18 protein-coding genes are annotated in these 19,902 nt (G+C 60.1%); 8 read left to right on the forward strand and 10 right to left on the reverse strand.

The features are described 5' to 3' along the window. Window positions 1-47: 47 nt before the first annotated feature. The gene (locus ACK6BI_RS22235) at window positions 48-725 is read right to left on the reverse strand and encodes a type 1 glutamine amidotransferase domain-containing protein (protein WP_409318738.1); all 678 of its coding nucleotides are present in this window, start codon (window positions 723-725) and stop codon (window positions 48-50) included. 209 nt (window positions 726-934) lie between these two features. Between ACK6BI_RS22235 and ACK6BI_RS22240 the strand changes: the two genes are divergently transcribed. Continuing rightward, entirely contained in the window at window positions 935-1,519 is a 585-nt protein-coding gene (locus ACK6BI_RS22240) for a TetR/AcrR family transcriptional regulator (RefSeq protein WP_409318739.1), read from the forward strand. A 4-nt stretch (window positions 1,520-1,523) separates the two neighbouring features. Here the strand turns inward: ACK6BI_RS22240 and ACK6BI_RS22245 are convergent, their stop codons facing one another. Then, window positions 1,524-2,780 (reverse strand): PucR family transcriptional regulator, encoded by a 1,257-nt coding sequence (locus tag ACK6BI_RS22245; RefSeq protein WP_409318740.1) that lies wholly within the window; start codon window positions 2,778-2,780, stop codon window positions 1,524-1,526. 200 nt (window positions 2,781-2,980) lie between these two features. On the opposite strand from ACK6BI_RS22245, the gene ACK6BI_RS22250 reads away from it, so the two are divergent. Genes ACK6BI_RS22250 through ACK6BI_RS22260 form a run of 3 tightly spaced genes read left to right on the forward strand, consistent with a single transcriptional unit; the run spans window position 2,981 to window position 6,366 of the window. Then, a complete protein-coding gene (locus ACK6BI_RS22250; RefSeq protein ID WP_409318741.1) occupies window positions 2,981-3,298 on the forward strand; it encodes a YtcA family lipoprotein in 318 nt (105 codons plus the stop codon). A gap of 9 nt (window positions 3,299-3,307) precedes the next feature. Beyond that, window positions 3,308-4,360 carry a multidrug transporter subunit MdtN gene (gene mdtN / locus ACK6BI_RS22255; RefSeq protein WP_409318742.1) on the forward strand — a complete coding sequence of 351 codons (1,053 nt, stop codon included), beginning with the start codon at window positions 3,308-3,310 and terminating at the stop codon, window positions 4,358-4,360. After that, complete coding sequence (locus ACK6BI_RS22260; protein WP_409318743.1) at window positions 4,357-6,366, forward strand: FUSC family protein; 2,010 nt, start codon at window positions 4,357-4,359, stop codon at window positions 6,364-6,366. Before mdtN ends, ACK6BI_RS22260 begins: the two co-directional genes overlap by 4 nt. Here the strand turns inward: ACK6BI_RS22260 and ACK6BI_RS22265 are convergent. Further along, complete coding sequence (locus ACK6BI_RS22265; protein ID WP_409318744.1) at window positions 6,363-7,301, reverse strand: AraC family transcriptional regulator N-terminal domain-containing protein; 939 nt, start codon at window positions 7,299-7,301, stop codon at window positions 6,363-6,365. The genes ACK6BI_RS22260 and ACK6BI_RS22265 overlap by 4 nt on opposite strands. A 21-nt stretch (window positions 7,302-7,322) precedes the next feature. Beyond that, window positions 7,323-8,156: an oxidoreductase gene (locus ACK6BI_RS22270; RefSeq protein ID WP_409318745.1), complete on the reverse strand. Its 834-nt coding sequence runs from the start codon at window positions 8,154-8,156 to the stop codon at window positions 7,323-7,325. Between the two features lie 188 nt (window positions 8,157-8,344). On the opposite strand from ACK6BI_RS22270, the gene tspO reads away from it, so the two are divergent. Continuing rightward, the gene (gene tspO, locus ACK6BI_RS22275) at window positions 8,345-8,788 is read left to right on the forward strand and encodes a tryptophan-rich sensory protein TspO (RefSeq protein ID WP_409318746.1); all 444 of its coding nucleotides are present in this window, start codon (window positions 8,345-8,347) and stop codon (window positions 8,786-8,788) included. Window positions 8,789-9,682: 894 nt separating this feature from the next. On the opposite strand, the gene ACK6BI_RS22280 is transcribed toward tspO, so the two are convergent. Further along, window positions 9,683-10,396, reverse strand: a complete 714-nt coding sequence (locus tag ACK6BI_RS22280) for a peptidoglycan recognition family protein (protein WP_227232685.1) — start codon at window positions 10,394-10,396, stop codon at window positions 9,683-9,685. Window positions 10,397-10,402: 6 nt separating this feature from the next. Next, complete coding sequence (locus ACK6BI_RS22285) at window positions 10,403-10,936, reverse strand: PAAR domain-containing protein (RefSeq protein WP_409318747.1); 534 nt, start codon at window positions 10,934-10,936, stop codon at window positions 10,403-10,405. A 566-nt stretch (window positions 10,937-11,502) separates the two neighbouring features. Here ACK6BI_RS22285 and ACK6BI_RS22290 point away from each other — a divergent pair. After that, the gene (locus ACK6BI_RS22290; RefSeq protein WP_065260082.1) at window positions 11,503-11,865 is read left to right on the forward strand and encodes a DUF6124 family protein; all 363 of its coding nucleotides are present in this window, start codon (window positions 11,503-11,505) and stop codon (window positions 11,863-11,865) included. 139 nt (window positions 11,866-12,004) lie between these two features. Here ACK6BI_RS22290 and ACK6BI_RS22295 read toward each other — a convergent pair whose 3' ends face one another. Continuing rightward, window positions 12,005-12,961, reverse strand: a complete 957-nt coding sequence (locus tag ACK6BI_RS22295; protein WP_409318783.1) for a GlxA family transcriptional regulator — start codon at window positions 12,959-12,961, stop codon at window positions 12,005-12,007. Window positions 12,962-13,067: 106 nt separating this feature from the next. Between ACK6BI_RS22295 and ACK6BI_RS22300 the strand changes: the two genes are divergently transcribed. Further along, window positions 13,068-13,862, forward strand: coding sequence for an SDR family NAD(P)-dependent oxidoreductase (locus ACK6BI_RS22300; RefSeq protein WP_409318748.1), 795 nt, complete (start codon window positions 13,068-13,070; stop codon window positions 13,860-13,862). A 188-nt stretch (window positions 13,863-14,050) separates the two neighbouring features. Next, window positions 14,051-16,933: an ATP-binding protein gene (locus ACK6BI_RS22305; RefSeq protein WP_409318749.1), complete on the forward strand. Its 2,883-nt coding sequence runs from the start codon at window positions 14,051-14,053 to the stop codon at window positions 16,931-16,933. Here the strand turns inward: ACK6BI_RS22305 and ACK6BI_RS22310 are convergent. The 3 genes from ACK6BI_RS22310 to ACK6BI_RS22320 form a co-directional block, all read right to left on the reverse strand. Further along, window positions 16,920-17,534 (reverse strand): response regulator transcription factor, encoded by a 615-nt coding sequence (locus ACK6BI_RS22310; protein WP_409318750.1) that lies wholly within the window; start codon window positions 17,532-17,534, stop codon window positions 16,920-16,922. The genes ACK6BI_RS22305 and ACK6BI_RS22310 overlap by 14 nt on opposite strands. A 77-nt stretch (window positions 17,535-17,611) precedes the next feature. Then, on the reverse strand, window positions 17,612-17,983 hold the full coding sequence (locus tag ACK6BI_RS22315) for a response regulator (protein WP_065260078.1): 372 nt from the start codon (window positions 17,981-17,983) through the stop codon (window positions 17,612-17,614). Next, window positions 17,983-19,587 (reverse strand): PAS domain-containing protein, encoded by a 1,605-nt coding sequence (locus ACK6BI_RS22320; RefSeq protein WP_409318751.1) that lies wholly within the window; start codon window positions 19,585-19,587, stop codon window positions 17,983-17,985. Before ACK6BI_RS22320 ends, ACK6BI_RS22315 begins: the two co-directional genes overlap by 1 nt. Between the last annotated feature and the right edge of the window lie 315 nt (window positions 19,588-19,902).

Below are 19,902 nucleotides of genomic sequence, written 5' to 3' on the forward strand. Positions count from 1 at the left end.
CGATAGTGCGCGACGCGCGGCCTCCGGATGGATGACCGCTTAAAACGTCAGCCGAGCAACTTCAGCAGCTTTTCGGCAACAGCGGCGGAACTGGCGGGGTTCTGGCCGGTGACCAGTTTCCCGTCGGTCACGACGTGCACCTGCCAGTCGGCAGCTTTGGAATACCGTGCGCCGAGGCGCCGGAACTCGTCCTCGACCAGGAACGGCACCACATCCGTCAGGCCGACCGCCGCCTCTTCGGAGTTGGTGAACCCCGTCACTTCACGTTCCCGGACCAGCGGCTTGCCGTCGGCACCGAGCACATGCCGCAGCACGCCCGGCGCATGGCAGACGAAACCGTGGGGTTTGTCGCTGCGGGCGAAGGCTTCGATCAGGGCGATGGAGTGCTTGTCCTCGGCCAGGTCCCAGAGCGGGCCATGGCCACCCGGATAAAACACGGCATCGAAATCTTCGGCACGGACATCGGCCAGACGTCCGGTATTTGCCAGCGCTTGTTGCGCCGCCGGATCCTTGCGGAAGCGGTCGGTTTCGGCGCTCTGTGCGTCAGGTTCGTCGCTTTTCGGATCCAGCGGTGGCTGGCCGCCGGCGGGCGAAACCAGCGTGATATCGGCGCCGGCATCCTTGAAGGCGTAATAGGGCGCGGCGAACTCTTCGAGCCAGAAGCCGGTTTTCTTGCCGGTGTTGCCGAGTTGATCGTGGGAAGTCAGAACCATCAAGATTTTCATAGAGCACCTTGGGTGGGGCGGGAGTCGTGGCTGTGCGAGGGATTCACACAGGACCGACACCGGGGAAAGGTTGTCGGGGTGCAGCTTAGTTTCCAATTAGACCAGTCGTCTAGTGATTTTTTATCCGCATGTTTTTCATGGACCGGTGTGGCAAACTCCCGTTCCTTCGAATTAAACGACTGGTCTATTGCCTGGTAATCCGCGCCCCGATGAAACCGACCTACGACGACACCCGCCAACACCTGCTCGACACCGGCCACCGGATGATGGCCGAGAAAGGCTTCACCAGTGTCGGTCTGAACGAGATCCTGCAGACCGCCGGCGTGCCCAAGGGCTCGTTCTATCACTACTTCAAATCCAAGGAGCTGTACGGCCAGGCGCTGCTCGAAGACTACTTTGTCGGTTACCTCGCCGAGATGGAGCGGCGCCTGACGCTGCCCGGCCTGAATGCCCGCGAGCGTCTGATGGATTACTGGCAGGGCTGGCTGGACCGCTGCACGCTGGAGGGGCACGGCGACGAGTGTCTGGTGGTGAAGCTCAGTGCCGAGGTGGCCGATCTGTCCGAAGCCATGCGCCTGACCTTGCGTGATGGCGCCGAGCGCGTGGTGGCGCGCATCACCGCTTGCATCGAGCAGGGCCAGAGCGAAAAAAGCCTGCCCGACGGCGATGCCCGGCAACTGGCGGAGACCCTGTATCAGCTATGGTTGGGGGCCAGTCTGTTGAACAAGTTGCAACGCACCGGGCAGTCGCTGAGCACGTCGATGGCGACCACCCGGCGACTTTTGGGCGCCTGAGCATCTAGTGCGCCTGGCCCTTGCTGATCGAGTGCCGGCGCAGCTTCAGGGCCGTGTCCAGCCGGCTGATCCAGTTGATGTCGTTGAGATCCGCTCCCAGGAGGATTTCGATCCGGGCGGTGCGGTAATTGAGGGTGTTCGGGTGAATGCCCAGCGTCTTTGCAGTCTGGGCGCGGTGACGGCCGCTTGAGAAAAACGTTTCCAGCGTCAGCAGCAGATCGGGTTCATGGCTGAGCTGTTCGATCAGCGACATCAGGTATCGGAGGGTGTTGTCATGGCTGCGCACGCTGTCTTCGATCAGCACGCTGGAGTAGCGTCTGACCCGTGCTTCGGCCCCGTCGACAGGGAACAGGTCAATGGCCTTGATCGCTTCTTGTGCCGTGCCGATCCAGCCGGCGATCCCCTGACTCAGCAGGCCGATGCCGATGCCACGCAACGACGGCAGCAACGCCGGCAGTGACGCGGCGCTGTCGCTCATGCGCTGGTCGCATTGCGTGAGGGTTTCGCCTTTGATGCCCGGCAGCCAGATCACCAGTCTGTCGCGGTACCAGACGCGGATCAGTTCCTTGACGGGGATCTTCAGGTGCCGGGCAACCTGCAGTGTCAGGCGGTCGAATTCGTCTTCGCGCTGCAACGGCTGGACAGGACGCAACGGCAGTTCCAGTGCGAGGGCCACGCGGGGCGTGCTGGCGTCCAGGCCGAGGGCCGACAGGGTTTCCTCAAAGCCTTCGGTATCGTGTGGCGCATGCAACAGAAAGTGATAAAGCCGCTGGTGCAGGTGTTCCCGCCAGCGAACCTTCTGGATCTGTTCTTCCAGATACGCCTGGACCACTTCTTCGGCAATATCGTCGAAGAAGTCGAACATGTAGCCGGAAATCTGCGACAGCAACTCTTTGCTTAATGCATCGTCGACTTTGGCGAGCTCCAGATAACCGCTCCAGATCCCGCGAACACCCAGACTGAAACCGCGCATCAACGATTGCAGAGGCACGCCCTGATGGACGCGCCGGCAACCGATTTCCCGCAGCGCACGGCGAGTGTCCGGTGACAACCCCTCGCCGGTCAGCAGTGTTTCGCACCACAGGCGCGCGGTGTAGCTGAGGGAGTTTTCCAGATCCTTGCGGGCTTCGGGCGTGAGGTCCTTGTAGCCTGCCATTGCGTTGAGCTGGCTGTTGATCTTTGCAGTGAGCAGGGAAGGGGTGTTCGCAAACTCGCGGGTGATCGTCGCAAGGCGAGCGCTGAGGGTGGGAATGGGCGTCATTGCGTTCACCTTTTTGCGCCTGGAAGGGTCGGTTTGACTCGTTGGCGAGTGTCTGTGCGCGCTCTATGTTCTTACGTTCAACAGGCCGGTTCAACAACGCTTTCAGCCCGGTTTTCCGGTTGTTTCCTGTCACAACGAAGTTGTGTTTTTTTCCAATATCGGGACCGTGGACGGATCGGTAAGGTGCGCAGGTCAATTCCTTGTCCAGAGGTTCCGGTTTGCGTCAGTCGTCACTTGCGAAGGTCGGCATGCCTTCATTCGATCCCGTCAGGCTGGCACTGATCCCCGTCGTTCTACTGCTCAGCGGCTGCTCCACATCCCCCTCGCTCGTACTGTTCGGTGCGGCATTTCCCGACTGGTTGTTCTGCATGGTCGGCGGCGTTGTGGCGACCACGGCGATCCACGTGATCCTGGGCAAACACTCGCTGCGCGAACGCATTGCGCCTCTGGCACTGAGCTACCCGGCGCTGACCGGACTCCTGGCGATGCTGTTGTGGCTCGTCGTCTTCCACGGATGAGTGCCCGCCATGAATAAAACCGACGCCAAACCGCGTGCAAGCCGTGTACCGGCGCTGCTGATCGTACTGGCAGCGCTCCTGTTGCTGGGTTATGTGCTCTGGCAAACCGAAACCCGGCCGAGTACCGATGACGCGTATGTGTACGCCGGTACCATCGATGTCGTTCCGGAAGTCAACGGCCGGATCGTCGAAATGCCGGTGCGCGACAATCAGTTGGTCAAGCAGGGCGATCTGTTGATCCGCATCGATGCCCGTCCGTATCAGGACGCGCTGGATCAGGCCAGGGCGCGGCTGGTTACCCTCAACCATCAGATCGGCTTGACCCAGCGCAGCGTGAACGCCCAGCAATACGAGGCCGCATCGGCGGTGGCGTCGGTCGAACGGGCGAGGGCGCAGGCCACTCAGTCCAACGACACCCTTCAGCGTCTGGAGAAACTGCTCGCCAAAGGCTATGTGTCCGTGGAGGCCGTGGATCAGGCGCGCACGGCGCAACGCTCGACAGCCGCCGAACTCAACGCCTCCCGATTGCAGGCACAACGAGCCTCGGCTGCCGTCAGCGGTGTGGATGCGCTGGTGGCGCAGCGGGCCGAGGTCGAGGCGCAGATCTCCCTGGCCGAACTGAACCTGGAATTCACCGAAGTGCGCGCGCCTTTCGACGGACGAATCGCGTCTTTGCGCACCACCGTCGGCCAGTTCGCCTCGGCCTACAAACCCATCTTCACCCTGATCGATACGCGCCATTGGTACGTGATGGCGAACTTTCGCGAGACCGATCTGAAAGGCATCAAGGCCGGCACGACCGCCACGCTTTATCTGCTGGGCGACACCGGCAAGCGCTTTCAGGGGCGGGTCGACTCGCTCAGTTTCGGTGTGCTGCCGGATGACGGCGGAACCGTGATCGAAGGCCTGCCGCGTGTGCAGCGCACCATCAACTGGGTGCGGGTTTCGCAGCGTTTTCCGGTGAAGATCTCGGTGCAGGATCCCGACCCGGAACTGTTCCGCATCGGCGCCTCCGCCGTCGCCGTGTTGCGCCCTGACGAACCGGCCAAGAACGGTCAATGAAACACTCGACAAAAGACTGGAACCGGGGCGGTCTGGAGCGCCTGTACCGGTTTCTGGTCGATGAACTTCAGCCCTATCCCGGTCGTATGAACCTGCTGTTGCGCACGCTGCTGGGCAGTGCGCTGGTGATCATCATCTCGATGACCCTGCAGGTGCCGTTGCTGGCGCTTTCGCTGATCGTGGTGTTTTACGTGACGCAGACCAACGTGGTGCTGACCCGTATGGTCGGGATGCTGTTTCTGGCCGGCGCGACACTGGCCATCGGCTTGACCATCCTGCTACTGAAATTCACCTACGGCTATCCGCTGCTGCGCATTCTCGGCGCTTGCGCGCTGTTTTTCTGCAGTGCGTATTTGATCCGTGTGACCCGGATCGGCGTGGTGTTTTTCGTGGTCGGCATTGTGGTGATTTACGCCCAGACCTTCGTTGATCTGACCGATCAGGCCGAGGCGGTTTTGCGTCTGGTGCTCTGGGTGTGGGTGGCGGTCAGTTACGCCATCGGCCTGACGCTGCTGGTCAACACGCTGCTGTTGCCGGCGGAGCCTGTCCGGCAACTGGAAAATCATCTGCGCTCGCAGTTGCTCACGGTTGCCCGATGTCTGAGTGGCGAGCAGAGCGGGGCAGCGTTGGGTGCCGCTGCTATTCAGCGCAGCGTATTGGCATCGCAACAACTACTGCGGTTCGCCTGCATGCGCGACGCTGACTTTCGCAGTCAGCAGGCCGCGCATCTGGCACGCATCAGCAGTATTTCCCGGCTGTTGACGCTGGCCGCTCAACTGCCGCCGCCCACAGCGAACGCGCTGGCGAACGAATTGTTGCGCCAGGCCGTGCTCGATCTGGAGGCTGCTCTGGAAACGGGCCTGGTGCCTGAAGGATTGTCCGCCCTTGATCAGATCGATACGACCGGTCTGCCCGGCGTGTACGAGCAAATGCGCCTGGAATTGTTGTCTTTTCTCAATGTGCAGGCGGCTGACAGCATTCCGGAAACCAAGCCGAAGAGCGCACCGATGTGGGTGCCGGATGCCTTCGAAAACCCGGTGTACACGCAGTTTGCCGTCAAGACGCTGCTGGCCGCATCGCTTTGCTATCTGTTCTATATGGGCACGGACTGGCAAGGCATTCACACCATCATGCTGACCTGCCTGATCGTCGCTCAACCCAGCCTCGGCGCTACCGGGATGCGCGCGACGTTGCGGGTCGGCGGTGCGCTGGTGGGCAGCGCTTTGGCATTGGCGATGGTGATCCTGGTGGTGCCGCACATCGACGGAATCGTCGGCCTGTTGTTCATGTCGTTGCCGGTGATCGCGCTCGGCTCCTGGATCGCCGCCGGCTCCGAGCGTATCAGCTACGCCGGTGTGCAGATCGTGTTCACCTTTGCGTTGGCGTTGCTGGAGCAATTCGAGCCCAGCACCAACCTGACGGAGATTCGCGATCGCATCATCGGTGTGCTGCTGGGTGTCGGGATTTCCCTGTTGATTCACGCCTTTTTGTGGCCCGAGGCAGAAGGTGAAACGCTGCGTCAACGATTGGCGACGTTGGTGAACCAGCTCGCGGACTCACTGAAGACGAGACGAAAAGCCGACGACGCGCCCCGTGACTTGCGCGTATGGAACGAGTTGGCCGACTGCCAGGCGATGGTGGCCCGCGTGGCGCTGGAGCCGGGGTGGCAGGTTGCCGAGAGTCATCAGGAAGTGTTGGTCTTGCGCATGCAGGAATTGCTGGTACGGCTTCGCACCATCGCCATGGCAATCGATGCGCTGCAAGTGGAACTGGCTCACGGTCAGTCCCAAGGCGAGGACTGGCTGGCATCCCTTGAACTGTGCAACGAAACGGCGACCGTGCTGGATGACTATGCGCAGCAACTGAAGGGACAGCAGGGCTTTGCGGTCGCGAGCGGGGCGCTGGAACGCTTGCGGGAATACGCCAGCGCAAGGCTGGCGGACGATGAACTGAAAGCGCGTTTTCTTCAGTTGCTGGCCAGCGTGGAAAACCTGCCTGCCCGTTAATGCGACGAAACATACTCCGAGGGCGAAGTCGGCGCAGGCAAGGCATACGTCGCCTTCATCCATTCGATCTCCGCCTGCGGCGTCCTGCCAAAAAAGCGTTTGAACTCGCGACTGAATTGCGAGGCGCTTTCATAACCCACATTGAACGCCGCTGCCGAAGCGGTCATGGCATTGCGCAGCATCAACAGCCGCGCCTGATGCAGACGTGTCGACTTCAGGTATTGCATGGGTGAGGTGTCCGTGACGCCGCGAAAGTGCAGGTGAAAATTCGGCACGCTCATGCTGGCTTCATGGGCGAGTTGCTCGACGTCCAGGCGCTCCTGATAGCAACTGTGGATCTTGCGGATCGCCCGGGTCACCTTGCCGAAATGCCCCTGTCGGTTGAGCGCGGCACGCATCGATCCGCCTTGTTCGCCGGTCAGAATGCGGTAGTAGATTTCCCGCAGCAGTGATGGCCCCAGTATCTGCGCGTCCCCCGGGATGCACATGGCTTCAAGAAAGCGCAATGTCGAAGCGCGGAGCTTGTCGTCCATCGGCGAAGCGTACATGCCCTTGGGTTGCGCATCGCTCGGGCCGTGCAGGTCATCCACTTGCTGCATCAACTCGCTGGCCAGGTGGAAGTCGAGGTGCATGTAGATCGCGAGCATCGGCTCGGCCTCGGTGGCATCGGTTTCCATGGTGAACGGGATGGGCACGGACACCACCAGATAATGCTGGGCGTCGTAGACGTAGACGTCATCGCCCAGATACCCGCGTTTGCGTCCCTGACAAAGGATCACGATGCCCGGGTCGTACAGCACCGGTGTGCGGTTGAGTGGCCGGTTGGAGCGCAGGAAGCGGACACTTTCAAGCGCACTCAAGTTGTAGCCCTCGACCGGTGTGAGGGTTTCCATGAGCTGCACCATGCGCGAGGTGCCAGGGTCGGCCTGCTTCATTGCGTTCTCTCTATTGGCCACTCAATGGTCGGTGGAGCGAGTCAGCGCTTCCCACTGATCGATCTCGCTGGCTGCCTGTTGGAGCTTTTCACGCACCAACCGCAGCGCGTCACTGCCCAGAAGCACGTGTGCCGGTGGTGTCGGGCTGGCGATGATCTGCAACATCGCTTGAGCCGCTTTTTGCGGGTCGCCGAGTTGCTTGCCGCTCTTTTCTTCGCGCGCCTTGCGTACCGGATCGAAACTGGCGTCGTAGTCGGCAATGCTGCGCGGCGTGCGCTGCATCGAGCGACCGGCCCAGTCGGTTCGAAATGAACCCGGCGCCACGGCAGTCACGAAGATATTGAAGGGCGCCAGCTCCTTGCTCAGCGTATCGGAGATGCCTTCGAGCGCAAACTTGCTGCCGCAGTAGTAGGCGATCCCCGGCATCGTGATCGTGCCGCCCATCGAGGTGATATTGATGATCTGGCCCGCGCGCCGCTTGCGAAAGAAGGGCAGGAACGCCTTGATCAAGGCAACCGCACCGAACACGTTCACGTCGAACTGACGGCGCATCTCTTCCAGCGGCGACTCTTCGAAGATGCCTTCGTGGCCGTAACCGGCGTTGTTGATCAACACATCGACCGGGCCATGAGTCGCTTCAACTTCGGCAATGACGCCGTCGATCCGGTCGAAGTCCGTGACATCCAGCTTCACTCCGTAGGCGTTATCCACGGAGAGCGACTGAAAGGCGTGCAAGTCGGCTTCCCTGCGCACAGTGCCGATTACGCGATGGCCGGCCGCGAGTGCTTCCCTGGCCAGCGCATGGCCGAAGCCGCTGCTGACGCCGGTAATGAAAAGGGTCTTGGTGGTGGACATGACGGGCTCCGGTGAATGGGTTTCAGCTCATGGTAGCCATCGAAGAAACGCCGACCTATGTCGGTTTGTCTTTGAACATTGCCTATTCCTATCAGCGAGGCGAGAAAACGGCCGATGAACTTTTTGCATGGCTTCGGGCATCCAAGCAGAACCAGACTCAACGCGCTGATATCAGCCAAGGACAGACGATGACCTTTCTAATTTTCCTGTTGGCCTGCGGTGCGGCAGCGAGCACCGGGATGATTTTCCAGCCGGGCCCTTGGTACCAATCGCTGGTCAAACCACGCTTCACACCGCCCAACTGGGTGTTTCCCGTTGCCTGGACCACGATCTACCTCTTGCTCGCGTGGGTCGGCTATCGCCTGACCCTGACCCCCGGCAGCGAAACGGTCCTCGCCTTGTGGGCGGCGCAAATTGCATTGAACACCTTGTGGACACCGGTATTCTTCGGCGCACACCGCATCCTCGCCGGCATGCTGATCATCACGCTGCTGTGGCTGGTGGTCGCCGCAATGGTGGTGTTGGCCTTGCGCCTGGACGTGATTACCGGTTTGATCCTGTTCCCTTACCTGGCATGGCTGTGTGTCGCGGCGGCGTTGAATTTCTCCATTCTGCGCAACAACCGCGGGTAAAAAGGACGTAATGAAGACATCAATGGACTGGTCCGCTGACGAAACTGCCTCACGGCAGCTCGCTGGTTGCTGAGTGTTGTGGTAGGGCTGTGGACGTGGAGGCGCATCTGTTGCCGGAAACGGCGCATGGGGTGATTCATTTTCCGCTGGAGTTGGCGGGGAGGGTGGTTGGGTATGGTCGGGCGTGGGCTGCTATGAATCGCTGCTGATTGGTGGCTTTTATGGAGGGCTGTTTTCGGCCAATAGCAGCCACCCAATGATGTCTATCAAAGTGCTGACATGAACCCGCTTCAGCCGAAGATGTATATGCAGTCGTCAATATGTTCCAGTTCCTGTCGCGTGTATCGGGCGTGGCAATATTGTCGAATGTCCTCCAGTATTCCCCTGATAGGAACTGGCTGCGATGGGTCTTCAATCAACTCAATCAAGAGCTGATAATCAGGGGCTACCCCTTTGAGGTATTTCTCTATTAGCTCTTTGAGTGCTGTTCGAGCTTGCTGATCGGTTAGCATTGCTTCTCCGGCGAAACAGGCGACCCCTTCGTGATAATCGGTAATAGTCGCCAGATGCGTTTCAGAGACTTATACGGTTTAAAAGGGCGACTTGCTATTTACCTTTGTTTGCATTTTTCAAGCTCGCTTTGACTGTTTAATGTCGTATCCAAGCCAAGTCGATACTTGCAATAATTAATAACCAGGCTTCGCTCCCCCTCACTTAGCTCGCTTAATTTTTTGTCATCTGATTCGTACGCAAAAATATTTTCGAATTCTATCTGAAATGTAGGGCTCTTTTTTATAAAGAATACTTTTTCCGGGTAGGCGTCCTCCATTTTTTCGTAAAAGCCTATATAAAGTATGGCGATAATCGTGGTTGATAATATGATTAACAGCGATTTCATGATGAAGGCGGTCGCAAAAGTTTGGTTTTAATTCGAAGGTTTCTAACAAGCTCCATGCCAATATTACCAGGGCATATTTTTCCTTCGCCGGCTTGCATGGGGAACTCACGGTGCCCACCTAACGTCGTCACCCTGAAAACGCTGGTCAGGGCCTGAATCAAGGTCAGAAGGGTATCAATTTGTATAGCAGGAATTTTCTGGTCCATATTGCCGTTGATGCTTTCGAGGGCTTGTCGAGCAAAAGCGACTATATCGCCTCCCTCTTCGGCGGTAGTCAGGTTTTCCAGCAAAACGATACCAATCACACCTGTGTTGTAGTTATGTACGCTTGATCCCTTGAATCGTATGTCACGTCCTTCGAAGACTTTACCCGTACAATCGATGCCATAGTGATAGCCGATATCATCAAACTTGGCCTGATGCTCACTCTGGATCGCGCGCATTTGTCCTGCACCAGCACCGCAGCCTACACTTCGTCCTGCGTGGTGAAGGGCGATCATCGAGTAGTCCCAATCATCTACCATTTCACCTTTTGCTTTATGTGCTCCCCATGATGATCGCTCTACAAATTCGCACTTGTTTTTGCTGAGTAGTCTGATGATCGCTTCTCTAGTGGCAGCTCTATCGTTGACCGTGATAATCGTGGGAGCAACTGGCGCACCGGGTTTGACTTCAGCCGCTTTTGCTTCGGTAGTAAATTTTTCAGCCATTCTGGGTCAGTCCATTAGTTCGTCAAGCGTGCGAGCTGGAGAATTGAAATCAATGCTCATGGAAATATTGGCATCTTTGACGGGAGTTTTAATCTTCGCTATCCCAGCGCTATCGGTGACACCTGTGATCTTTTGACCATTTACAGTGGCAGTAAAATTTCTTCCGACTAGAGGTTGCCCCGTCTCGCTATCAACGATACTGAAAGTATGCCCATAAGTTTTCTGCAGTAGCAGCGGGAGTGGAGGTGTGAACGGTGCAGGAGTATGGGAGTCGCCGATGATCACCGTTCCCGAGCCACCAATAACTACGTCGCCGTGTGTGCCGGTGGTTCCCACCAGCGCGGCATTTTTGCCATTGATGAACACCGTCGCAGACACTGCCGAGTCCAAAGCGCTGCCACAGGTGCAAGTGTCGCCTTTCGTTGCAGCTGCGAGGCCGTCGAAAAACACATCGGAAGATCCGGACGCAATGGCTTTGGGCCCGTGCCCAGGCATAGGGCAACTGGTGGGGTCAGTCAAGCGTGCAGCTGGCTTTGCCATGTATGACTTCCTGTCTACGATTTTTCCAAGGGCGACTGTATCAGAGTTGCGCCGAACAGTGGCTCAAGGCATTGCTCTGGTTGGCATATCGGCAACCGTTTTGAATCGACTCTGGTTAGGCAGATGTCGATGAGCGTCAGCTTTCGGCTGTGGATTCAACCGGTCAAAAAACAAAGGGTGAGGGCCGCTCCTGATCCACCCGTTTAACCCTCCAAAAATCCCCGTTTAAAAGACACCATCCGTTACGCCCTCAAGGCTACACAACCTTGCGTCATTGCCTACGACTACGCCAGAATCCGCCGGCTTGTGCGTCTGGGGCGCGGGTTTTATCGTTCCATGGTCACTGAAAAACAGTGATCGGGTTTGGTAGCCCGGTTCTCCATATGACGCATAACGTCACCTAGCGCGGATACCTTTTCGGTATCTGACTTATGGTGGCCATGCGCAGGGCGTCTTCGGGCGCGCCGGATTTTCCATATGGGCCGGTCTACCAACCTTCGTATGGCCACCACCCCTCGTTTGGTAGCGAGAGTGATGGCTCCTTAAGTCCCATATGGAGTTTCACCATGATCAAACCAACACCCAATCCCCCAGAAACCGACCCGGTTTCCCCCTACCAATTCCCCGATTCCCGCACCCTCAACGAAGCCGCCGAACGCGCCCTCGACCACTACCTCACCCCGCAACAACGCATCATGGGCAGTCACACCACACACGACCCCATGTTCCTGGCCAACCCGGCCTACAACAGCGAATCCCTCCTGGCCAATGCCTGCGAGTCCCTTGATTCCGCGAGCGAAATGCTCAGCAACTTCGCCGCGATCTTGGAACCCGGCCATCGCAAAACGGCGCTGGGCATCGCGCAAGTGGTGATGGTCGCGGGGCTGGCTGTGAATCAGGCGTTGGATCATGTCGAGGTGAAGACGTGATCGGTTGATGGCTGTCGCTCAATAGCCGAAAAGAAAATGGCCGAGGTTGTCAGGTATAGCTGACGACCTCGGCCATTTTCTTTTTTCCTGCACCGCTCAACGTTCCCACAAAGGGGGAGGCCTCGTCAGTCCGCGATATCTACACTTTTCCCACCACTTGCCGCGCATCCCGCCGTACCGCCTGTGGAGGCACGCCGAAGCCTCGAATGAAGGCTTCCCGCATATGGCGCCGATCGCGAAAGCCGGATTCGCTGGCGACCACATCGAGGGAGTGTCGGCTCTGTTCGATCATCAATCGAGCGGCCTCCAGACGCAGGCCTTCGATGGCTTTGGCGGGGGATTGGCCGGTTTCTGCGCTGAATATGCGGGTGAATTGACGAGGGCTCAGGTGTGCCACGCCGGCCAGTTCTTCGACACTGAGCGGTCGGCTCAAATGCTGGCGTGCATAGTTCAGCGCGCTTTGGATGCGGTCGGATTTGGGGGCGAGGTCGAGCATTTCCGAATGCTGCGACTGGCCGCCGGAGCGGTGCTGGTGCATCACCAGTTTGTGCGCCACCGAACGGGCGACATCGGCGCCCAGATCCTTTTCCACCATGCCAACCGCGAGGTCGAGTCCGGCGGTCATGCCGGCCGACGTCCAGAAGGGGCCGTCGACGATATAGATGCGGTCGACGTCGACGCTGATTTCAGGATGGCGCTTCTGCAAGGCCTGCGCGTAGGCCCAGTGGGTTGTGGCGCGGCGTCCGGTCAGCAGGCCGGCTTCGGCGAGGATGAAGCCGCCGGTGCAGATGCCGACCGTGCGCCGCGCCTGGTTGCCGGCCTGGCGCACGAAATCGAGCACAGCAGAGGCCGTTTCGGTTTTTACCGGATCGTTGACCCCGACCACGATCCAGGTGTCGGCCAGTCCGGGCGCTTCAAGCGGGCGGGTTTCCATGGCCAGCCCCAGCGAGGAACGCACCGTGCCGCCGGCCGGCGAGAAGTTTTCGATGCTGTAGAAGGGGGCTTCGGCGATCTGATTGGCGAATTCGAATACGGCTTGAGTTGCCAGGGAGAGCACCTGAAAACCGTCAGTGAGCAAGTAGCCGATGCGATGCATGGTGATTTCTCGAATGTCCTGAATCCATACCATATACGTCATTTGAGATATGGCCAAGCCGTCGCATCCTGTTCTCCAGTACTTCCCACAACCCTGGAGACTCGACATGACTCAATCCCGCCTCGGTACCGCCCTGATCACCGGCGCTTCGTCCGGCATTGGTGCCATTTACGCTGAACGCCTGGCCCGCCGTGGCCATGACCTGATTCTGGTCGCACGAAATCGCGACCGCCTGAATGTCCTGGCCAAGCGCCTGAGTGAAGAAACCGGCCGTCACGTTGAAGTCCTGGCGGCCGATCTCTCCGACCGGGCCGATCTGGCACGGGTCGAAGCGCGGCTCAAAACGGACGCCAACATTTCTGTGCTGGTGAACAATGCCGGGGTTGGCGCGACTCAGCCCTTGCTGGAGTCGGACGTCGACAAGCTCGAAGACTTGCTCACGCTCAACGTGAACGTGCTGATGCGACTGACATACGCAGCGGTCCCGGGCTTTGTCGCCCGTGGTGACGGCACGTTGATCAACATCGCCTCGATCGTGGCCATTGCACCGGAGGTGTTGAACGGTGTTTACGGCGGCTCCAAGGCGTTCGTCCTGGCGTTCAGCCAATCCTTGCGGCATGAATTGGCGGACAAAAATGTCCGGGTCCAGGTGGTGCTGCCGGGCGCGACGGCCACTGAATTCTGGAGCGTGGCCGGCACGCCGCTGGAGCATCTGCCGCAGGCCATTGTGATGCGGGCGGACGACATGGTGGACGCGGCGCTGTCCGGCCTCGACCAGGGTGAGTTCGTCACCATTCCGGCACTTCCCGAGCTCGCCGACTGGAGTGCCTACGAGGCGGCGCGCCAGAAGCTCATGCCTGACCTGTCGCGCAGTACACCGGCTGCACGCTATCGCGACTGACGTTCGACGCAGGCATCGATTGGCGAACGAAGGGGGCTACAAACATAGGGGCAAAATTACGGGGTGAAGTTCTCACTCCGCACGCGTCAGGCTTGAACGATCGTGCAGAACTCCTATGATGCAAAAGGCTTGCGCCTGCGCCTTGCAAACGGCGACGCCCCCATCGTTTCCCAGAGAGATCGCCCCTCGTGGAGCCCATTCCAGACGCCTTGCATGAGTCCCTCACGACCCGGTTCGTTTTTGGTCCGTTCTGCGTCGTTCCTGGTAAACGGCTGCTGACCCGCAACGGTGTTCCGGTGGAGATCGGCGGCCGGGCGCTGGATCTGCTGATCGCCTTGCTGGAGCAGCCGGGGCGCGTGCTGTCCAAGTACGATCTGATCGAAAAGGTCTGGCCCGACAGCGTGGTCGCCGAAGGCAGTCTGCGCTTTCACATGACGGGCCTGCGGCGGATTCTCGGGGATGGCGAAGAGCAGGCGCGTTACATCACGACCCAGGTGGGAGTGGGCTACGCCTTTGTGGCGCCGCTGGAAAGGCAATTGTTGGAGGCTCAGCCGGCATCCACGCAGCGCCGCCGCGAAAGTAACGTCTGCAGCCTGCCACCACGGGCGAAGCTGATCGGTCGCGAAACCGATCTGCAACTGGTCGTCGATCATTTGCAGCAGCCCAGGTTGTTCACCCTCGTCGGCCCCGGTGGCGTCGGCAAGACCAGCCTGGCTATCGAAGTGGCGCATCGCATCGCGGCCCAGGGCTATGAACGTGTCTGTTTCGTCGATCTGGCGCAAGTGGAAGACTTCGCGCTGGTGCCGTCGGCACTGGCCAGATCGCTGGGCATTGCAGTGCAGGCGGAAGACCCGCTGTTTGTCCTGCTCGCGCATCTGCGTGATCAGCGGCTGATGCTGGTCATCGACAATTGTGAACACCTGATCGACGCCGTTTCGACCCTCCTGGAACAAATCAGCGACAGCGCGCCGGATGTGGGCATTTTGGCGACCAGTCGCGAGCCATTGCGCGTGCGCGGTGAATACGTTCACTGGCTCAATCCGCTGGAGTTTCCTCGCGAGTCCCGGCACCTGTCCACTCAGGAGCTGCTGGCATTCGCTGCGATCAGGCTGTTTGTCGAGCGCGCTTCGTCGAGCAATGCGGCGTTGCTGCTGGAGGCGGAGGGCGGGCAGATGATCGCGGACATCTGCCAACGCCTGGAGGGCATGGCGCTGCCGATCGAACTGGCGGCGATGCGGGTCGCCAGCCACGGCCTGAAGGCCACGCATGCCTTGCTCGGCGAGCGCTTTTCACTGGGCTGGTCGGGGCGCCGGACGGCGGTGCCGCGGCATCAGACGCTGCGCTCCATGCTCGACTGGAGTTACGACCTGTTGTCGCCGCCGGAGCGTCTGGCGCTGGAGCGGTTGTCGGTGTTTGTCGGGCCGTTCTCTCAAGAGGCGGCGTCCCAGGTGGTGGCCGAGTCTCAGTCCGAAGGCCCGGCGGTGGCCGCGATCCTCGATGATCTGGTGTGCAAGGGGCTGGTCACGGTCGATCACAGTGATTCGACGGACTCCTATCGGCTTCTGGAGATGACACGCGCCTATGCCCGGGAAAAACTGACGGCCCGGGGCGATGCCGAAGTCAACTCGCTGGCCTTCCGGCATGCGGCGTATTACATGGATCTGCTGGGCCACCCCGGTACCTCGCCCGATGAGTTTTTCCGCTACTTCGGGCGCCTTGCCAGTCAGTTGGGCAACGTACGCAGCGCGCTGGAGTGGAGCTTCGGTCCCCATGGCGATCCAGGCCTGGCATTGCCCCTGGCGGCGGCGAGTGCTCCGTTGTTTTTGCATTTTTCGTTGCTGGTCGAGTGCCGGACCTGGTGTTCCCGGGCCGTGGAACTGCTCGAGCTGGGGTACTACGGCACATCGACCGAAATGGAATTGCAGGCGGCCCTCGGGCTGGTGCTGATGTTCACCCAGGGCAACAGCGAAGCGGCCGAAAAGGCCTTGCTCCGGGCGCTGGACATCGCCGTTGCGCTGGCGGATCACGGATCACAGTTGAGGCTGCTGGGGCGCTTGCAGATTTTCTACGAGCGCATTGGCGATTTCCGCTCTTCGCTGGCATGGGCAGAGCAGGCCGCCGTGGTCGGCAATGTGCTGAATCAGCCGGCAGCCATTGCGATTGCTTCATCGCTGACCGGCATCTCCCATCATCTGTTGGGCGATCAGCGTCTGGCCCGACAGGAGCTGGAGCGCTCGCTGCGCAACAGCTTGCCGTCCCACCCCGGCAACACGATTTACTACGGCTTCGATCATCGCAATCGTACCGGGTTGGCACTGGCCCGTTCGCTGTGGTTGCAGGGTTTTCCCGATCAGGCCCGGCACTGGGCCGAACTGATCGAAGCCGAAGCGTCGGCGCTGCAGCATCCGGTCACCTACTGCATCGCGATGGTCTGGATTCTGTGCATCTATATCTGGACCGGCGATCTGGAGAAGGCACTCGCCAGTCTGGAGCGGTTCAGTGCGGTTGCCGAAACCAATGCGCTGGGCCCGTACATGGCTGCCGCCCATGGCTTGCGAGCGGCGATTGCCATCCGGGCCGGGCAGCCTGGCGATGCGGTGCCGCTGCTGGAAGAAAGCCTGGCGCGGTTGCGTGGCATGCGCTATGAGCTGCTCACGACATCCTTTGAAATCGCACTGGCCGAGGGCCTGATGCTGGGCGGGCAACACGATAAGGCGCTGGCGCTGGTCGACGGCACCATCGATCACTGTCGTCAGAGCGGCGACGCTTTCGCATTGCCGGAACTGCTGCGGATCAAGGCCGGTATTCTCAAGTTGATCGACGGCGAGAATGTTCAGGCCATCACGACCCTGCTTGAGGCGTCCATCGCGCTGAGCCGCGATCAGGGAGCCTGGGCATGGGAGCTGAGGACTTCGATGGATCTGGCCAGGCTCTGGCTGGAACAGGGAAGGGCGGAGCAGGCCGGGGCGTTGCTCGGCGCGTGTCGCGAGCAGGTCTCGGAAGGTTTCGACACCCTTGACCTGCGCCGGCTGGAATCCCTCTGGCAAAGCCTTTGCGTCACCCGCGAGTGATCAGCGCCGCCATTTTCACCAGATCCGCCAGCGAGCGGGCTTTCATCTTGCGCATGACCTTGCCCCGGTGGGCCTTTACCGTGATTTCGCTGATATCGAGGTCAGCGGCGATCAGCTTGTTCAAACGACCGCTGACCACCGCGGCCATGATTTCCTGTTCGCGGGGTGTCAGGGTCCTGTAGGCCTCAAGCACGGATAGCACGGCTTTTTCTTCCTCCAGCGCCGCGCGGCTGCCTTCGAGCGCCTCGCTCATGGCCGTGAGGAGCACGTCATCGTTGAACGGTTTGGTCAGAAACTCCACTGCGCCGGCTTTCAACGCTCGCACCGTGCGCGGAATGTCGCCGTACCCGGTGATGAAAATGATCGGCATGTTGTAGCGCTCGTCAGCCAGGGACGTCTGCAAATCCAGACCATTCAGGTCCGGCAGGTTGATATCCAGCACCAGACAACTGGGAACCCGCGCCCGAGGCTCGGCGAGAAAAGCCTGCGCGGACTCGAAGAGTCGTGGCTGCCAGCCGGCGCAGCGGATCAGCAGTTCCAGCGACTCGCGCACGGAGACGTCGTCATCCACAACGAAAACCACAGGCGTGACGTCACTCATCGAAGAAGCTCCGTGGCCGGGGGGCACTGTGCGATTGCTGTTCAACATGGCGATTCCTTTTCTTTGCCGCTTCGCGCTCAGTCGAGGGGCAGGGCGGCGCTCAGGGCCTTGAGCAGTTGCGCTTCACTGAAAGGCTTGAACAGGCACTCCACCGCGCCAGTGTTCATCAGCTTCGCCTGTTGGCTGGCGTCGGCGTGAGCGGTGATGAAAATCACCGGGATGCGATAGCCGCGACGCAGCAGTTCCCGATGCAGATCCTGCCCGGACATGCCCGGCATGGCCACATCGAGAATCAGGCAATCGGTCAGGCCGAGATAAGGCGACGCCAGAAACGCCTGGGCCGAGGCGAACGCCTGGACAGCGAACCCGAACTCCCTGATCAGGTCAGGCAGCGATTCGCGAACCGACTCGTCATCATCGACAACCGATACGAGCAAGTACTTACCCATCAGTGACTCTCCATGACGCGACCGGAGACATCGCGGTTGTCGGTTGGCGCAGACTCGTCCGCACACGGAATTGAAAAGGCGAACGTCGTACCCGGTCCGTCGTGGGCCGTGGCCCGGAGCTGCCCGTCGTGGTGTTCGATGATGGAGCGACTGATCGACAGACCGACTCCCATGCCCGAGCTTTTGGTGGTGTAGAAGGCATTGAAAATCCGTTCCATGTCCTGTGGATCGACGCCGATGCCGCTGTCCTTCACCGCCAGATAAACGCTCCGGTCTTGCTCCTGGCCGGTGCTGACGATCAATTCTCTGGAGCGACCGGTAATGCTGCTCATGGCCTCGACGGCGTTCATGATCAGGTTGAGGATCACCTGTTGAAGCTGGACCCGGTCGCCCCTGACCGGTGGCAGGGCCTCGGCGAATCGAGGATGAAGCACCACGCCGTTGCGTTGCAGCTCGCCCAGCAGCATGGCGATGACCTCCCGTGCGGCGTCGTTGAGGTCGACGTTTTCAATGGTGATGCTTTTTTTCGAGAACAACGCCCGCAAGCGGTTGATCACATCGGCCGCCCGATTGCCGTCGCGAATGGTGCGGCGTGCGGTTTCCAGGGCTCCGTCGACATTCGGAGGGTCGGCCCCAAGCATCCGCAGGCAGGTGCTGGCATTGGTGATGATGCCGGCCAGCGGTTGATTGACCTCATGGGCAATCGATGCGGTGACTGCGCCCAGGCTCGCGACTCTGGCCAGATGCGTCAGTTCGGAGCGGGCCTTGGCCAGAAAGCCTTCCGCCCGTTTGCGGTCTTCGATGTCGGTGTTTTCGCCATACCAGCACACGATCCGGCCCGCCTCGTCGCGCTGGGGTACGGCGCGGATCAGAAACCAGCGGTAAATGCCGTCGAAGCGTTTCAGGCGTGCCTCGTACTCACCGGCATCGCCCGAATGCAAAAGCGCTTGCCAATAAGCGCCGAGCCCCGGGGCGTCGTCGGGGTGGATCGAGGCCGTCCAGCCGTTCCCGCACGCCTCTTCGAGCGACATGCCGGTGTAGTCGCACCAGCGCCGGTTGACGAAGCCGACACTGCCTTCGGGCGAAGCGCTCCAGACGAACCCGGGAACGGCATCGATGATGCCGCGCAGGCGCTCCTCCGAGCGGCTGACGTCTGCGAGGGCCTTGGCGATCAAGACCTTGTCCCGCCGGCGTTCATCGATATCGACTTGCAGCACGCACCAGCGAGTGATGGTGCCCTCGCTGTTCCTGACCGGCAGGCCGCGCACATGAAACCAGCGATAGACCCCGTCGGCGCGTCGAATGCGATGCTCGACGTCATAGGGCGTGCCGGTGCCGACCGAATGCATCCACGCCGCAGTGACCGATGGCAGATCGTCCGGGTGCACGGTGTCGCTGGCCTGCCAGTTTTTCAGTTCATCGAACGGGATGCCGATGTAGTCGAGGATTTGCCGGTTGACCTGCTCCAGTTCACCGGACGGCGTCATGAAGGCGACCATGGCCGGAATGCTGTCGATGATCGAGTCGACCTCGAACAGTGGCAGCCCCCTGTCATTGACGTGGCCCGGCCCGTCTTCGATGACGCGCTCCTGCTCATTCGCCATATCGATTCTCATTGTGCAGTCACCGTTGAACAAAGATGCGCCTTCTGCTGGCACCCGCCCATCATACTTTGGTGTCGCTTGCCGCGAATATCGGCCGCCATCGCACACTGCGAAGGGCATCACGGTGCTGCTTTTGTAAGGCACTGTATCTACGCCCCCTCCAGCCATACAAGCATGCAAAGCGCCCGCTTCGCGAAACCGCGTGGATACATCCGCCGCGCAGTCTTGGCCCTGGTTTCAACGTCCTCCGACGATTGAATGAAGGCAACGTGACGTCCGCATTCCTGCCACCGCCAAGGCAGCAGGACAGGTCGT

Origin of the sequence: Pseudomonas sp. KCJK9016 (assembly GCF_046231795.1) — a bacterium.
Lineage (GTDB): Bacteria > Pseudomonadota > Gammaproteobacteria > Pseudomonadales > Pseudomonadaceae > Aquipseudomonas > Aquipseudomonas bananamidigenes.

Bases quoted from the DNA above. Each gene is read 5' to 3' on its own strand.
- ACK6BI_RS22240 (WP_409318739.1), top strand. From the start codon at position 935: ATGAAACCGACCTACGACGACACCCGCCAACACCTGCTCGACACCGGC.
- ACK6BI_RS22280 (WP_227232685.1), bottom strand. From the start codon at position 10,396: ATGGCTGAAAAATTTACTACCGAAGCAAAAGCGGCTGAAGTCAAACCC.
- tspO (WP_409318746.1), top strand. From the start codon at position 8,345: ATGACCTTTCTAATTTTCCTGTTGGCCTGCGGTGCGGCAGCGAGCACC.
- ACK6BI_RS22310 (WP_409318750.1), bottom strand. From the start codon at position 17,534: ATGAGTGACGTCACGCCTGTGGTTTTCGTTGTGGATGACGACGTCTCC.
- ACK6BI_RS22320 (WP_409318751.1), bottom strand. From the start codon at position 19,587: ATGGCGAATGAGCAGGAGCGCGTCATCGAAGACGGGCCGGGCCACGTC.
- ACK6BI_RS22300 (WP_409318748.1), top strand. From the start codon at position 13,068: ATGACTCAATCCCGCCTCGGTACCGCCCTGATCACCGGCGCTTCGTCC.
- ACK6BI_RS22245 (WP_409318740.1), bottom strand. From the start codon at position 2,780: ATGACGCCCATTCCCACCCTCAGCGCTCGCCTTGCGACGATCACCCGC.
- ACK6BI_RS22265 (WP_409318744.1), bottom strand. From the start codon at position 7,301: ATGAAGCAGGCCGACCCTGGCACCTCGCGCATGGTGCAGCTCATGGAA.
- ACK6BI_RS22315 (WP_065260078.1), bottom strand. From the start codon at position 17,983: ATGGGTAAGTACTTGCTCGTATCGGTTGTCGATGATGACGAGTCGGTT.
- ACK6BI_RS22270 (WP_409318745.1), bottom strand. From the start codon at position 8,156: ATGTCCACCACCAAGACCCTTTTCATTACCGGCGTCAGCAGCGGCTTC.
- ACK6BI_RS22285 (WP_409318747.1), bottom strand. From the start codon at position 10,936: ATGGCAAAGCCAGCTGCACGCTTGACTGACCCCACCAGTTGCCCTATG.
- ACK6BI_RS22290 (WP_065260082.1), top strand. From the start codon at position 11,503: ATGATCAAACCAACACCCAATCCCCCAGAAACCGACCCGGTTTCCCCC.
- mdtN (WP_409318742.1), top strand. From the start codon at position 3,308: ATGAATAAAACCGACGCCAAACCGCGTGCAAGCCGTGTACCGGCGCTG.
- ACK6BI_RS22260 (WP_409318743.1), top strand. From the start codon at position 4,357: ATGAAACACTCGACAAAAGACTGGAACCGGGGCGGTCTGGAGCGCCTG.
- ACK6BI_RS22235 (WP_409318738.1), bottom strand. From the start codon at position 725: ATGAAAATCTTGATGGTTCTGACTTCCCACGATCAACTCGGCAACACC.
- ACK6BI_RS22295 (WP_409318783.1), bottom strand. From the start codon at position 12,961: ATGCATCGCATCGGCTACTTGCTCACTGACGGTTTTCAGGTGCTCTCC.